The following is a 14,086-nucleotide window of genomic DNA, read 5'->3' on the forward strand; positions in this document are numbered from 1 at the left end:
TCCAACTCGCCGGTGTCTTCCGGGGTTTGACGCCCTGTCCGACGTTTCAAACTCTAGCCGATCCCCGCTCCGAAAAGCGAATCCGACCGCAACCCGATAAAACGAGCACGCCGAATAAGCACCAGGTCACAGCGCCGAAAAGCGCAAACGACCGGCACGAACCGGAAGTGGTGTTTCAGAGGATTGGCCGCTCCGGGACCGTCCGCGCAGACGCGTGTCCGGTGCTCCCTGCCGAGCGACTAGGAAACACTACCCCTGTCCGGCGCCGGAGGCAAACCCGTCCCGGAGACGGTGCGGGTGCAGAGCGCCCGGCCCGGCTTCACGTACTCGCCGTTGGGGTGGTCGTTGCCGGTGACCCAGTGGCGGGCGGTGGCCTCGTCACGGCCGCCGTCGCGGTGCCGCCGGAGCAGGCGCTCCTCGCGGACCTCGTCCTCGGCGTGGACGTACCAGAGCTCGTGCAGCAGGCGGCGGGCGTCGGGCCAGGGGGTTTCGGCGGAGGCGAGGTAGTTGCCCTCGGTGATGACGAGCCGGGTCCGCGGGCGGACCACGTGGCGGGCGGCGACCGGCTCGTCCAGGGTGCGGTCGAAGTCCGGGACGTAGATGTCCTGGAACCGGTCGCCGGCGATCCGGCGCAGCAGGGCGACGTAGCCGTGGGCGTCGAAGGTCGCCGGGGCGCCCTTGCGGTGGGTCAGGCCGAGGCGGTCGAGCTGGGCGCCGGAGAGGTGGAAGCCGTCGAGCGGGACGTAGGCGGCGGTGCCGGGGCCTTCGGCCCGCTCGACCTCGGCGACCAGGTGGCGGGCCAGGGTGGACTTGCCGGCGCCGGGCGGGCCGGCAAGTCCGAGGATCGTACGGGCGTTGCTGCCCGGGCCTCGGAGGAAGCCGAGGGCAAGGGCGGTGAGGCGGTCCTCGTTCATGGCCGCACCCTACTCAGCGCGCGCCTCCTGTTCAGTGCGCCTCTTTGCTCAGTGCGCCTCTTTACTCAGTGAACCTCTTCGCTCGGCGGTCGGCTTTGCTCAGCGGTCGGCGAGGGCGGGCAGGTCCAGGGTGAGGGTGCCGGCGTCGGCGTCGAGCAGGGCGGGCACGCCGAGCGGGACGGTGAGGGTGGAGGGGCAGTGGCCGAAGCCCAGTTCCCAGAGCACGGGGACGCCGAGCCCGCCGAGCCGGTCGAGCATCACGTCCCGGACCCGCTGGGGCCGTCCGCAGCCCTCCCAGGAGCCGAGGGCCAGGCCGGCCACGCCGTCGAGGGCTCCGGAGCGCAGGAGCTGGGTCAGCAGCCGGTCGAGCTGGTAGGGGTGCTCGTTCACGTCTTCGAGCAGCAGGACGGTGCCCTCGTACGAGGGACGGGCGGCGGGCGTGCCGCGCTCGGCGGTGAGGACGTGGAGGCAGCCGCCGGCCGTGACGCCGCGGGCGCGGCCGGGGACGAGCGGGGCGGCGGTGGGCGAGGTGAGGACGGTGACGGCGGCGGGGGCGAAGAGGGTGCGGCGCAGGTGCTCGGCGGTCGGGCCGTCGGAGACGAAGGAGGCGCCGGCGGCCAGCGGTCCGTACAGGGTGGCGAGGCCGAGCCGCCGGGCGAAGGCCTCGTGCAGGGAGCTGACGTCGCTGAAGCCGATGAAGGGCTTGGGGGCGGCGGCGCGCATCGCGGTCCAGTCGAGCAGGTCGACGATGCGGTGCACGCCGTACCCGCCGCGGGCGCAGATGACGGCGTCGACGGTGGGGTCGAGCCAGGCGGTCTGGAGGTCGGCGGCGCGGTCGGCGTCGGTGCCGGCCAGGTAGCCGAGGGTGGGGTGGGTGTCGAGGACGTGCGGGGCGACGGTCACGCGGAGCCCCCAGGAGCGGAGGATCGCGCACCCGGCGGTGAGACGTTCGGCGTCGACGGGACCGCTGGGGGCGACGACGGCGACGTGGTCGCCGGGGCGCAGGTGCGGCGGGCGGGTCAGCCCCTGGCCGGGTGTGGTCGGGTGCTGGTCCATGGGCCGGGCCACCTTTCGGACGCGGAAGCGGGGTTCGGGCGGTCGCGCCGTGGCCGCGACCGCCCGGTGACGATATGCCCCGTGCCGACCGGCCGATGTCCGCCGGCCGGCGTGAGGGCTCTTCAGATCGCCGCCCCCATCACCTCCCGCACCTCGGCGAGGGTGGCGTCGGCGACGGCGTTGGCCCGTTCGGCGCCGTCGCGCAGGACCTGCCGCAGGTGGCCCCGGTCGGCGGCGAGTTCGGCGCGGCGGGCGCGCAGCGGGCGGAGGAACTCGTTGACGGACTCCGTGACGGTGCGCTTGAGCGCGGCGGCGCCGCCGTCGCCGATCTCCTCGGCGACGGCCTCGGGGGCCCGGTCCTGGCAGAGGGCGGCGAGCAGGACGAGGCTGGAGACCTCGGGCCGGTCGACCGGGTCGTAGCCGATCCGGCGGTCGGCGTCGGTCCTGGCGCCGCGGATGATCCGGGCGGTCTCGTCCTCGGTGGCGCCGAGGGCGACGGCGTTGCCCCGGCTCTTGCTCATCTTTCCGCCGTCGGTGCCGAGCAGCATCGGGGCTTCGGAGAGCAGGGCCTGCGGACGGGGGAAGACGGCGCTGCCGTCGGCGTGCGGGTAGCGCTCGTTGAAGCGGCGGGCGACGGTGCGGGCGACTTCGAGGTGGGGCAGCTGGTCCTGGCCGACCGGGACCAGGTCGGCCTTGCAGAAGAGGATGTCGGCGGCCTGGTGGACGGGGTAGGTGAACATCAGCCCGCTGACGGCGGACTGCCGGGAGTGGGTGATCTCGTCCTTGACGGTGGGGTTGCGGCCCAGCTCTGCGACGCTGACCAGGCTGAGGAAGGGGAGCAGCAGCTGGTTGAGGGCGGGGACGGCGCTGTGCGGGAAGATCGTCGCCCGCTCGGGGTCGAGGCCGGCGGCGAGGTAGTCGAGGACGAGGTTCTCGGTGTGCTCGGCGAGCCGGTCGGCGAGGTCGCGGTCGGTGATGACCTGGTAGTCGGCGACCACGACGAACATCTCGACGCCCTGGTCCTGGAGCCGGACCCGGTTCCGCAGGGTGCCGAAGTAGTGGCCGAGGTGGAGCGGTCCGGTGGGGCGGTCCCCGGTGAGGACGCGGTGGGCTGCCGGGTCGTCGGACAGGACGGACGCGGCGGCGACGGCGGTGGCCGCGGCGGCGGCGGGACCGGCAGTGGTGGGGACGGTGGCGGTAGGGACGGTGGCGGTGGTCAAGGTGTCTCTCCTCGGTACGGCGGTGGTGGCGGCCGTCCGGGGCGAGGGGCCCGTCCTACGGAAAACGCAGCAGGGCCGTCCATCCCGGACGGCCCTGCTCAGGCGAGTGGTGTGGCCGTCCTAGGACGGCCACCAGCACAGGCCGATGAAGCGCTTCATGCGCCCCACGGTAGCGGCAGTCAGTCCTCCACGACCAGTGCCGGGGTGTCCTTGTGCAGCGTCTCGCCGCGGAAGAACTCCGGCCGGATGAAGCCGTACCAGGTCATCAGGCCCGCGCCGAGCAGCAGGATGCCGACGCCGATCACGAAGACCGAGCCGATGCCGAAGACCGAACCGCTGCCGTAGTCGGGGGCCCAGGCGTCGGTGAGGGTCTGGAGGAAGACCGCGGTGAGCAGCACGCCGCCGACGAACGGGGCGACGCCCTTGAGCAGCAGCGCGCGGACACCGGTGCGCAGCGAACCGCGGAAGTACCAGACGCAGGCGAAAGCGGTCAGTGCGTAGTAGAAGCAGATCATCAGACCGAGCGCCAGGATGGTGTCCTGGACGACGTTCTCGCTGATCAAGCTCATCCCGACGTAGAAGACCGCGGTGGCGATGCCCGCCGCGACGGTGGCGTAGCCGGGGGTGCGGAAGCGCGGGTGGACGGCGCCGAAGCGCGGCGGCACGGCGCGGTAGGCGCTCATCGCGAGCAGGGTGCGGGCCACCGGGATGAAGGTGGTCTGCAGGCTGGCGGCGGCGCTGGCGACGACGGCCAGGAAGAGCAGGATGCTCCACGGCGAGCCGAGCACCGGACGGGCCAGCGCGGAGAAGACGTTGTCGGCGGTGGCCGGGTTGCCGAGGCCGTTGCCGGTGCTGCCGACGCCCGCGAACATCTGGGAGGCGATCGCGACCAGCAGGTACGAGCCGACCAGGGTGACCATGGAGATCATCGCGGCGCGACCGGGGGTCTTGGCGCTGCCCTGGGTCTCCTCGTTCATGGTCAGGCAGGTGTCCCAGCCCCAGTACATGAAGATCGACAGCGACAGCCCGGCGGTGAACGCGCTGAACGAGCTGACCTCGAGCGGGTTGAGCCAGGAGAAGGAGAAGCCGATCGAGTCGGGCAGGTCGCCCGAGGCGGCCTTCCCGATGGCGATGACGGAGAAGAGCAGCAGCACGGCCAGCTGGAGGCCGACCAGGCTGTACTGGAACCACTTGGTCGCGGTCATCCCCCGGTAGCTCATCGCGGTGGCGCCGGCGATCAGCAGGACCACGGTGAGCAGGTGGACGGCCTTGTTCTGGTCGAGTTCGGTGACCCAGCTGCTGCCGGTCATCTCCCCGAGCATCAGGTACAGGAAGTCGGTCGCGACCCCGGCCAGGTTGGAGAGCACGATGATGGTCGCCACCGTCAGGCCCCACCCGGCCATCCAGCCGACCCGGGGACCGAAGGCCCGGACGCCCCAGGTGAAGGACGTGCCGCAGTCCGGGAAGTCCTTGTTCAGCTCCTTGTACGCGAACGCGACGAGCAGCATCGGCAGGAAGCCGGCCAGGAACACCGCCGGCATCTGCACCCCGACCGCGGTGACGGTCGGGCCGAGTGTGGCGGTCAGGCAGTAGACCGGGGCGACCGTCGAGACGCCCAGCACCACACTGCTCAGCAGGCCGACGGAACCGCCCCGTAGACCCTTGTCCCCCGCTCCCCCAGCGGTCCCCTGATCGACGGGGACCCCACCACTGATGCCACTGACCGGGGCACCCTGCGGAGCGCCGGGCGCCATTGCCCGGCCGCTGCTCGTGTGCTCTGAGAGCTGCTGATCAAACACCAGCGCACCCTAGAGGCGGGCGTGGAAGGTTGAGTAGACCAACCCTTGGTGATCTAAACCACTTGCTTCGATTCGTTCTCGTGACGGCTGTTCGGGTGGATGTATTTACGGCTTGTTAACCCATGTACCTTTGTTTCAAAGGAGTTGGGCCAAGAAAATTTCTCCCTTTTGCCAAGGTTCGACCAGGTTTGCCCCCGGCCCGGACGGGCCGCTCCCCCCACCGCTCCCCGAGTCGGATAGGTTTGCCTAACCTAATTTCGATCGTGAAAGGAGCGTCGCGTGCCCCCCACCTCCGACGACCCGGTCCTCTCCCCCCGCACCTCCGGCCGTCGCCGGTTCCTCACCGCCGGGATCGCCGGCGGGGCGGTGCTCGGCCTCGGCGGACTCCTCACCGCCTGCGGCAGCTCCGGCGGATCAGGCGGGTCGGGCAGCAGCGGTTCGACCCCGGCCGGCGGCGGCTCCTCCCCGAACCAGAAGTCGGTCAAGCAGGGCGGGGACGACTACGCCGCCGTGATCGAGAAGATGAAGGGCTTCGGCACCGACGCCGCCCCCGGCGTCTACCCGCGCACCCTCAGGCACGCGATGGGCGAGACGGTGCTCCCGGCCAGGCCCACCCGGGTCGTGGTGCTGGACACCGGCGAGCTCGACAACGTCGTCGCCCTCGGCATCCAGCCGGTCGGCATCGTGTACACCGACGGCTCCAAGTCCCTGCCGTCCTACCTCAAGGACAAGGCCGGCAGCCCCGCCGCCGTCGGCACCATCAACAGCCTCAACCTGGAGGCCATCGCCGCGCTCAAGCCCGACCTGATCCTCGGCAGTCAGCTGCGCGCCCAGGACCAGTACGCGCAGCTCTCCAAGATCGCGCCGACCGTCTTCTCGCTGCGCCCCGGCTACCCGTGGAAGCAGAACTTCCTGCTCAACGCGAGCGCCTTCGGCCTGGAGGCCGAGGCCAAGACCCAGCTCGACGCGTACCAGGCGGCCGCCGCGGCGATCGGCGCGAAGCTCGGCGACAAGCGGCCCACCATCACGCCGCTGCGCTTCATGCCGGGCCGTACCCGGCTCTACGCGGAGCTCTCCTTCATCGGCACCATCCTCACCGACGTGCCGCTGCCGCAGCCCGGGATCGAGCAGGTCAAGGAGCTCGCGGTGGAGGTCAGCCCGGAGCAGATCGACAAGGCCGACGCCGACTGGATCTTCTACGGCGTGTACGGCAGCCCCAGCTCGACCAACCAGGACGCGGTGCTCGGCGGCGCGCTCTGGAAGACGCTCGGTGCGGTCAAGTCCGGTCAGGCCCGGCCGGTTTCGGACGAGACCTGGTTCCTCGGGCTCGGCGTCATGGCGGCGAACGTGGTGCTCAACGACCTCAAGGGCTTTGTCGCGCCCGGCAGTTGAGCCAGGTAGGTGAATCCGCCGGGTGAGTCCGTCGGGTGAGCCCGGGTGTGAGCCCGGAGTGAACCCGGCCGGCCGGGCCTGGTCGGCGTCGGCGGGCGGAACGGGGCGGCGTTCCGGTCGTACGGCAACAGTGCCCGCCCGGCGCCGTCTTGGGCGATCCCCGGGTGGGCCCGGGTGGGCCCGCGACGGTCCCCGGGTGATTCCGTGGTGGTATCGCGGCGGTGTCGCGGTGGTATCGCGCACACCACCGGGTTGGACGCTTGGAGCTGATCGCGTGGTGCGGGAGGATCGTCGGGACCGTTTCCCGAAGGGCCCGCAGATGACCTCGCTCCACCCCGCCGCAACCGACCCGTCCCTGCCCGGCCCGCCCCGGGACAGCGCCGGATCCTCGCCCCCGCCCGCCCCGACCGGCCCGCCCGGCTCGCCCGTACCGATGTGCTCGATCGCGACCGCCACCGAGCCCGGTGCGGCCGCGCCCGGCACCCCGGAGGCGACGGCCCGCCCCGACTCGGTGCCGCAGCCGCGCAGCCGGTACGACGCGGAGGCGCCGCCCGTCCTGCCCGCGGCCGCTCCGGAGGCCGGTGGCGAACCGGCGGACGGCGACCGGACGGACGGCGACCCGCACGACGATGATCCGACCACGGCACGGCTGCGGGCGGCGTTCGCCGAGCGGCTGCGGGCCGCGCACTTCCAGGGCCGCTCCGTCGCCGAGCTGGCGGCCGCGTGCCGCCGACCGGTCGCGGAGGTGCGGGCCCTGCTCGGCCTCGACGCGGAGGCCGAGGACGGGTTCGTCCGGTTCGGGCCCGCCACCGCAACGGCGGAGGGCGGCCCGTCCGTCCCGGCGCAGCGCCCGGCGCACGAGGAGCCGCGGATCCTGGGATCCCGGCGGCCGTCACCCTCCCGGCGCCTGCGCCGGATGCACCCGCAGGCCTCCCGGACAGGGCAGGAGGCGACCGCACGGGAGACGGCCGCGTCCGGCCCGACCGGGCCGGCCCTGCCGGGGGCCACCGGACGGGTGGGCGAACCCGCCGATGCGGCGGAAGTGGCGGCGCGGACGCCGTCGTTCGGGACTGGCATCGGGGGTGGGGCCGGCGCTGCCGCCCCTTCTGCTGTCGACACCGGTGCTGTCGACGCCGCTGCCGTCGGGTCCGCCGCAGCGGTCTCGTGGGCCGAACCGCCGCTCGGCATCCTGATCGGCGGCAGCCCCGGGCCCGCCGAGGCCCTCGGCCGACCGGAGGAGCGCGCACCGGTCCGCGTGGCGGCCCAGCCGATCCGGGTCGGCCGCGGCACCTGCCTGGTGGTACTGCCCTCCTGGCGGCCCGCCATCGCCGTCTCGGTGCCGACCGAGCAGCTGCTGTCCGCCACCGGGCTCGACCTCGAGCAGCTGGCCGGCGCCCAGCTGACGGTGCTGATGAACCCCGCCGCACTGCACGACCGGGAGCTGGAGCTGCACGGCTGGGAACCCGGTCCGGCCGGGCGGCCCCGGCGCGGCGGGCGCACCTGACCGCTCCGCCGGGCCCGTTCGGCGACTGGCCGAGCGGGCCTGGCGGGGCTTGGCCGGCCTGGTGGATCTGGTGGGCCGAGCAGGTCTGGCGGACTCGGCGGGCCTAGCGGGTGGCCGGGGCGTTCGGGATGTACCCGAGGTCGACGGGCACCGGCGGCCGCCCGTCCACGGCCCAGCCCGTACGGACCGCGTCCAGCAGTTCCGGCAGCGCGGGCGGCCAGAGCGCGTCGGCGTTCTCGTCGGCGAGGTCGGCCGGGGTCCACCAGCGCCAGTCCAGGATCCGGTCGACGGCGTGCACCGCGCTGACGTCGCCGACCGGACCGCGGTGCGGGCCGCCGGTGAGGTAGATGTGCTCGTGCTGGCGGACCGGGGTGCCGTGCCAGGTGAAGTCGTGCTCCCAGGTGCAGAGCAGCGGGCCGGGTTCGAGGTCGCTCCAGCCCGTCTCCTCCCACAGCTCGCGCCGGGCGCCGTCCCACGGGGTCTCGCCCGGTTCCAGGCCGCCTCCCGGCATGGTCCAGTGCACGCCGACCTCGTCGTTGTCCGAACGGAGCAGGAAGACCGAGCCGTTCCCGTCCAGGACCACCGTGCGGGCGGCCTGCCTCGGCCTGCGTTTGCGGGGGCGCAGCAGATTTCGCATCGGGTCACTCTCCCAGCGACCGTCCGGGGCCGTCGAGCGGTTTCGGCACTCCGGTCGGGTGCACGAGCCGACCGGTCCGTCGTGGCGGGCGCCGGGCCCACCGGTCCGCCGTACCCTGACGGCCATGCCCGCACCCGCGATCATCTTCCCCGCCGATCCGCTCAACCCGCGCCGGCCCGACCCGCACTTCGCCTGGGAGGCCAGGACCCTGCGGGAGTTGGGCGGCGAGCTGCACCTGGTCGACCACGACGGGCTGCTCGCCGGGCGGGCCGAGGAGGCCGTGCTGCGGGTGCCGCGGGACAGCGGCCCGCTCTGGTACCGGGGTTGGATGCTGCCCTCCGCCCGGTACGCCCACTTCGCCGCCGCGCTCACCGCCCGCGGCGGCACCCTGCTGACCAGCGCGCCCGGGTACGCGGCCGCCCATGAACTGCCCGGCTGGTACGGCGTGTTCGAGGGCGCGACCCCGGCCAGCGCGTGGATCCCGTCCGAGGGACCGGTGGCGCCCGGGCCGGCGGAGCTGGCGGAGGCCGCGGCCCGGCTCGGCGGGCGCGGGCCGGCGATCGTCAAGGACTACGTGAAGTCGCGCAAGCACGAGTGGTACGAGGCCTGCTACGTACCCGAGTTGGCCGACCTGGCGGCCGTCGGCCGGGTGGTCGGACGGTTCGTCGAACTACAGGGCGAGTTCCTGGCGGGCGGCGTGGTGCTGCGGCGGTACGAGGAGTTCGAGGGCGCGGACCTCCCGGCGGCGGGACCGGTCGGCGCGTACGGCGCGCACGGTGCGAGCCGTACGGGCGGTGCGGCCTGTACGGCTGGTGCGGCCGGGCCGGAGCGGGCGGACGGCGGCGCGCCGGGGAGCGGCGGGCGGGCCGTGGAGGCCCGGGTGTGGTGGCTGGACGGCCGGCCCGTCCTGGTCGGGCCGCACCCGGACGCCCCGCGCCGGGCCGTCGAGCCCGACCTCACCGACGTCCCGGCGCTGGTCCGCCGGCTCGGCTGCCGCTTCGTGACCACCGACCTCGCCAGCCGGGCGGACGGCTCCGGCTGGCGGGTGGTCGAGGTCGGGGACGGGCAGGTGAGCGACCTGCCGCGCGGGATCGACGCCTCGGAGCTGCTGGCCTCGCTGATCACCGCCTGACTGCCTGACGGTCCGCGCGGGGGGACCGTCAGGCGGCTCGGAGTGTTCGGGCTCCGGGTTCGGGGCCACGCGTGCGGGCGTCCGGGTGCGGGGCCGCCCTACCCGGCGGCGACGGCCTCGGCCGCCGGGTGGCCGTCGGCGATGAACGCCTGCCAGAGCCGGCTGTAGGTGCCGCCCCGGGCGAGCAGTTCGGTGTGCGTGCCGTCCTCGACCACCCGGCCGTGGTCCAGCACGACCACCCGGTCGGCGCGCTCGGCGGTGGTCAGGCGGTGGGCGATGACCAGGGTGGTCCGGCCGCCGCTGAGCCGGTCCGCGGCCTGGTTGACGGCCGCCTCGGTGGCCAGGTCGAGCGCCGCCGTGGCCTCGTCGAGCAGCAGGATGTCCGGGTCGACCAGTTCGGCCCGGGCCAGCGCGATCAGCTGGCGCTGGCCCGCCGAGAGGTTGCGCCCGCGGCCGGCCACCTCGTGGTCGTAGCCGTCCGAGAGCCGGACGATCATGTCGTGCGCGCCGACCGCCCGGGCCGCCGCCTCCACCTCGGCCGCCGAGGCGCCCGGCCGGCCGTAGGCGATCGCCTCGCGGACCGTGCCCGCGAAGAGGTACGCCTCCTGCGGCACCACGCCCAGGCGGTGGCGGTACTGCGCCAGGTCGTAGCGGGTGAGGTCGACCCCGTCCACCCGGACGGTGCCCTCCGTCGCGTCGTAGAACCGGGCGACCAGCTTCACCAGCGTCGACTTGCCGGCGCCGGTCTCGCCGACCAGCGCCACCGTCTGCCCGGCCGGGATGTGCAGGTCCACGCCGCTCAGCACGGTCGGGGCGCCGTCCGCGCCGCCGTTGTAGGCGAAGCCGACCCCCTCGAAGGAGATCTCGCCGCGCAGGCCCCCGGCCACCGGGACCGGGTCTGCCGCCTCGGCGGTGGCGGTCGGGGTGCGCAGCAGCTCGCGGATGCGGCCGAGGCCCACCGAGGCCTGCTGGTACCCGTCGAACACCTGGGACAGCTGGTTGACCGGCGCGAAGAACAGGTCGATGTAGAGCAGGTACGCGACCAGCGCACCGACCGTCAGCGTCCCGGCGTCGACCCGGGAGGCGCCGACGATCAGCACCAGCGCGGCGGCCACGCTGGAGAGGAACTGGACGAACGGGAAGTACAGCGAGATGTAGAGCTGGGCCCGGACCCGGGCCTCGCGGTAGGCGATGCCGCGGGCCACGAAGCGGTCGGTGTTGGTGTCCAGGCGGCGGAAGGCCTGGACGATCCGCATGCCGGCCACGTTCTCCTGGAGGTCGGCGTTGACGGTGCTGATCAGGTCGCGGGAGCGCTCGTACTGGTCCTTGGACTTCTTGCGGAACACCAGGGTGGCGATCACCAGCAGCGGCAGGACCGCGAAGACCACCAGGGCCAGGCCGGCGTCGATGATCAGCAGGGCGGCGAAGATCCCGGCGAAGGTCAGCAGGCTGACCACGGCGGTGACCATGCCGGTCTGGAGGAAGGAGGTCAGCGAGTCCAGGTCGGTGGTCATCCGGGTCATGATCCGGCCGGTCAGCTCGCGCTCGTAGTAGTCCAGGCCGAGCCGGTTGAGGTGGGCGAAGATCTTGAGCCGAAGTGTGTAGAGGACCCGCTCGCCGGTACGGCCGCTGACCCGGTTCTCGGCGCTCTGCACCACCCAGTCCAGCAGGACCACGACGAGAGCGGCGAGCGAGGCCACCGCGACGCCGGACATCAGGCCCTTGCGGACGCCTTCGTCGATGCCGTGCCGGATCAGCACCGGCAGCACCAGCCCGGCCGCCGCGTCCAGGGCGACCAGCAGGAGGGCGATGAGCAGCGGGGTGCGGAAGGGGCGCAGCAGGCGGCTCAGGCTGAAGTCGGGGTCACCGGCCTCGGCCTCGGCGCGGGGGACGGCCGGGGCGTCGGAGGCGGGCGGGAGGGCCGCGACCTTGTCCAGCAGGTCGGGGTCGGCGGTGCGGGCGGCCTTGGCCAGGGCGGGGGTGGGGAGGACGGGGGCGGCCGGGGTCGCCGGGGTTCCGGGGGTTGCGCCGGCTCCGGTGGTTGCGCCGGTTGCGGCGGTTGCGCCGGTTCCGCTGGCTACGGGGGTTCCGGGTGCCTCTGCGGACGCCGGTTCATCGGACGCCGGTTCGGAGGCGGACTGCCGGTCGGCGTGACCGGCCTCGGGATCGGTGATCAGGGCCCGGTACTGGGGACATCGGGCTTCGAGTTCCTCGTGCGTTCCGAGGTCCAGCAGCCGGCCGCGCTCCAGCACGGCGATCCGGTCGGCGAGTTGGAGGGTCGAGCGGCGGTGGGCGATCAGCAGCGTGGTGCGGCCGGTCATCACCGAGCGCAGCGCGTCGTGGATCTCCGCCTCGATCTGCGGGTCGACCGCCGAGGTGGCGTCGTCCAGCAGCAGGATCCGGGGGTCGGTGAGGATCGCCCGGGCCAGCGCGATGCGCTGGCGCTGGCCGCCGGAGAGCGTCAGGCCCTGCTCGCCGACCTTGGTGTCGTAGCCGTCCGGCAGCGCGCGGACGAACTCGTCGGCCTGGGCGGCGCGGGCGGCGGCGACCACCTGCTCGTCCGTCGCGTCCGGGCGGCCGTAGGCGATGTTGGTGCGGACCGTCTCGGAGAAGAGGAAGCTCTCCTCGGGGACGATGCCGACCGTCGCGCGGACCGAGTCCAGGGTGAGGTCGCGCAGGTCGTGGCCGTACAGGCGGACGGTGCCGGCGGCCGGGTCGTAGAAGCGGGGCACCAGCTGGGCCACCGTCGACTTGCCGGAGCCGGAGGCGCCGACCAGGGCGAGGGTCTCGCCGGGGGCCAGCTTCAGGCTGAGGCCGTGCAGGACGTGGGCGGGGTGCTCGGGGTCGTAGCGGAACTCGACCCGGTCGAACTCCAGGGCGATGTCGGGGGTCCGCGGGCCGACGAGCGCTCCTCCCGGAGTGCTCTGCGGCGCGCTCTCCGGGCTCTCGCCGTGCGCGAGGTCCAGGGTGCGGGCGTCCGGGCGCTCCTGGACCAGCGGGCGCTCGTCGATCAGCTGAAGGACGCGCTCCACCCCGGCCCGGGCCTGCTGGCCGACGGTGATGACCATGGTCAGCATCCGCACCGGGCCGGTCATCTGGGCGACGTACGTGGAGAAGGCGACGAATGTCCCGAGGGTGACCCTGCCGTCGACGGCCAGCCAGCCGCCGAAGGCCAGGACGCCGACCTGGGCGAGCGCCGGGATCGCCTGCATCGCCGGGTTGTAGCGGGCGTTGAGCCGGATCGACCGGAGCCGGGCCGCGAAGAGGTTGCGGGAGGCCGTCTCCAGCTTGTCGAGCTCCTGGGCCTCCTGGCCGAAGCCCTTGACGACGCGGACGCCGCCGATCGCGCCGTCCACCACGCCCGCGACGGCCGCCGCCTCCTGCTGGGCGGCCCAGGTGGCGGGGAAGAGGCGCTTGCGGCTGAACGCCGAGACCCACCACAGCGCGGGGGCCATGACCACGGTGATCAGGGTGAGCGGCGGGGACAGCCAGACCATCACGACCAGCGACATGACGAACATCAGCAGGTAGCCGGTCATCATCGGCAGCATCGAGAGCAGGCCGTTGACCAGTTGGAGGTCGGAGGTCGCGCGCCCCACCACCTGCCCGGTGTCCAGCCGGTCCTGGCGGTGGCCGTCCAGCCGTCCGAGCGAGCGGAACAGGTCGCTGCGCATCTCGTGCTGGACGTCCACCGCGAGCTGGCCGCCGTAGTAGCGGCGGACCTGGGTGCAGCCGAAGACCACGAGGGCCGCGAGCAGCAGCACCACCGCCCAGGGGGCCAGCGAACGGGTGCGGGCGACGATGACGTCGTCGATGATCAGCTTGGTGACCAGCGGCACCAGTGCGGTGACGGCCATGCCGAGGAGCGAGGCTCCGAAGGCGAAGAGCAGGCTGCGGCGGGACCGCCAGCTGTAGCCGACCAGGCGGCTGAGCCAGCCGGCCGACTCGGCGGCGCTCTCGGGGGCGGGCTCGGGGGCGGGCTCAGGCGCCTCGGCGCGCTTGGCGGCGGGCCGGACGTTGTCGGGGGCGGGCTCGGCGTCTTCGGCGGCTGGCCCGGTGTTCCCGACGGCGGCCTGCGGGCTGTCGACGGGGGCCTCCGGGGTCGTGCCGGGGGCCGGGGGGCCGCTCGGGGATTGCTCCACCGTGGATCCGTGAGTCTCAGGCATATTTAGGGATGCTAACCATTTCGTCGGGTGGTCGCCACGGCGTTTTCCGCCCCGGGCGGGTTCGGAACGGGCCCTGACAGCCCGGATCATCCGGTCCGGCGGACTCGCCAACAGTCGATGGCCTGCGGTGATTCCCGGCCGAACACTCGCATGGCCCACTCCGCCCGGGCCATTTCCAGAGTCGCCGACGACCCTCGCGACACCCAGCGGCCACGGGCGGACGGGCGCCGTCCTTTGGGACTAGGCCTCCGGACGGGCCAACGGGG

9 protein-coding genes are annotated in these 14,086 nt (G+C 73.5%); 3 read left to right on the forward strand and 6 right to left on the reverse strand.

Annotated features, from left to right (window positions below; translation table 11 throughout):
- Positions 1-239: 239 nt before the first annotated feature.
- From ACWDCZ_RS24545 to ACWDCZ_RS24560, 4 genes are all read right to left on the reverse strand, one after another.
- Positions 240-914, reverse strand: coding sequence for a nucleoside/nucleotide kinase family protein (locus tag ACWDCZ_RS24545; RefSeq protein ID WP_388047543.1), 675 nt, complete (start codon positions 912-914; stop codon positions 240-242).
- Positions 915-1,013: 99 nt separating this feature from the next.
- On the reverse strand, positions 1,014-1,970 hold the full coding sequence (locus ACWDCZ_RS24550) for a S66 peptidase family protein (RefSeq protein WP_449816971.1): 957 nt from the start codon (positions 1,968-1,970) through the stop codon (positions 1,014-1,016).
- 122 nt (positions 1,971-2,092) lie between these two features.
- On the reverse strand, positions 2,093-3,100 hold the full coding sequence (trpS, locus tag ACWDCZ_RS24555) for a tryptophan--tRNA ligase (protein WP_234348619.1): 1,008 nt from the start codon (positions 3,098-3,100) through the stop codon (positions 2,093-2,095).
- 269 nt (positions 3,101-3,369) lie between these two features.
- Entirely contained in the window at positions 3,370-4,944 is a 1,575-nt protein-coding gene (locus ACWDCZ_RS24560; RefSeq protein ID WP_049657998.1) for an APC family permease, read from the reverse strand.
- Positions 4,945-5,268: 324 nt separating this feature from the next.
- On the opposite strand from ACWDCZ_RS24560, the gene ACWDCZ_RS24565 reads away from it, so the two are divergent.
- Positions 5,269-6,381: an ABC transporter substrate-binding protein gene (locus ACWDCZ_RS24565; protein WP_449816972.1), complete on the forward strand. Its 1,113-nt coding sequence runs from the start codon at positions 5,269-5,271 to the stop codon at positions 6,379-6,381.
- A gap of 319 nt (positions 6,382-6,700) precedes the next feature.
- On the forward strand, positions 6,701-7,885 hold the full coding sequence (locus tag ACWDCZ_RS24570; protein WP_449816973.1) for a hypothetical protein: 1,185 nt from the start codon (positions 6,701-6,703) through the stop codon (positions 7,883-7,885).
- Between the two features lie 103 nt (positions 7,886-7,988).
- Here the strand turns inward: ACWDCZ_RS24570 and ACWDCZ_RS24575 are convergent, their stop codons facing one another.
- Entirely contained in the window at positions 7,989-8,522 is a 534-nt protein-coding gene (locus tag ACWDCZ_RS24575) for an NUDIX hydrolase (RefSeq protein ID WP_049660777.1), read from the reverse strand.
- A 124-nt stretch (positions 8,523-8,646) separates the two neighbouring features.
- Here ACWDCZ_RS24575 and ACWDCZ_RS24580 point away from each other — a divergent pair, with 124 nt between their 5' ends.
- Complete coding sequence (locus tag ACWDCZ_RS24580; RefSeq protein ID WP_449816974.1) at positions 8,647-9,654, forward strand: ATP-grasp domain-containing protein; 1,008 nt, start codon at positions 8,647-8,649, stop codon at positions 9,652-9,654.
- A 98-nt stretch (positions 9,655-9,752) separates the two neighbouring features.
- On the opposite strand, the gene ACWDCZ_RS24585 is transcribed toward ACWDCZ_RS24580, so the two are convergent.
- Positions 9,753-13,820: an ABC transporter ATP-binding protein gene (locus ACWDCZ_RS24585; protein ID WP_449816975.1), complete on the reverse strand. Its 4,068-nt coding sequence runs from the start codon at positions 13,818-13,820 to the stop codon at positions 9,753-9,755.
- Between the last annotated feature and the right edge of the window lie 266 nt (positions 13,821-14,086).

This window comes from Kitasatospora sp. NPDC001225 (assembly GCF_053597855.1).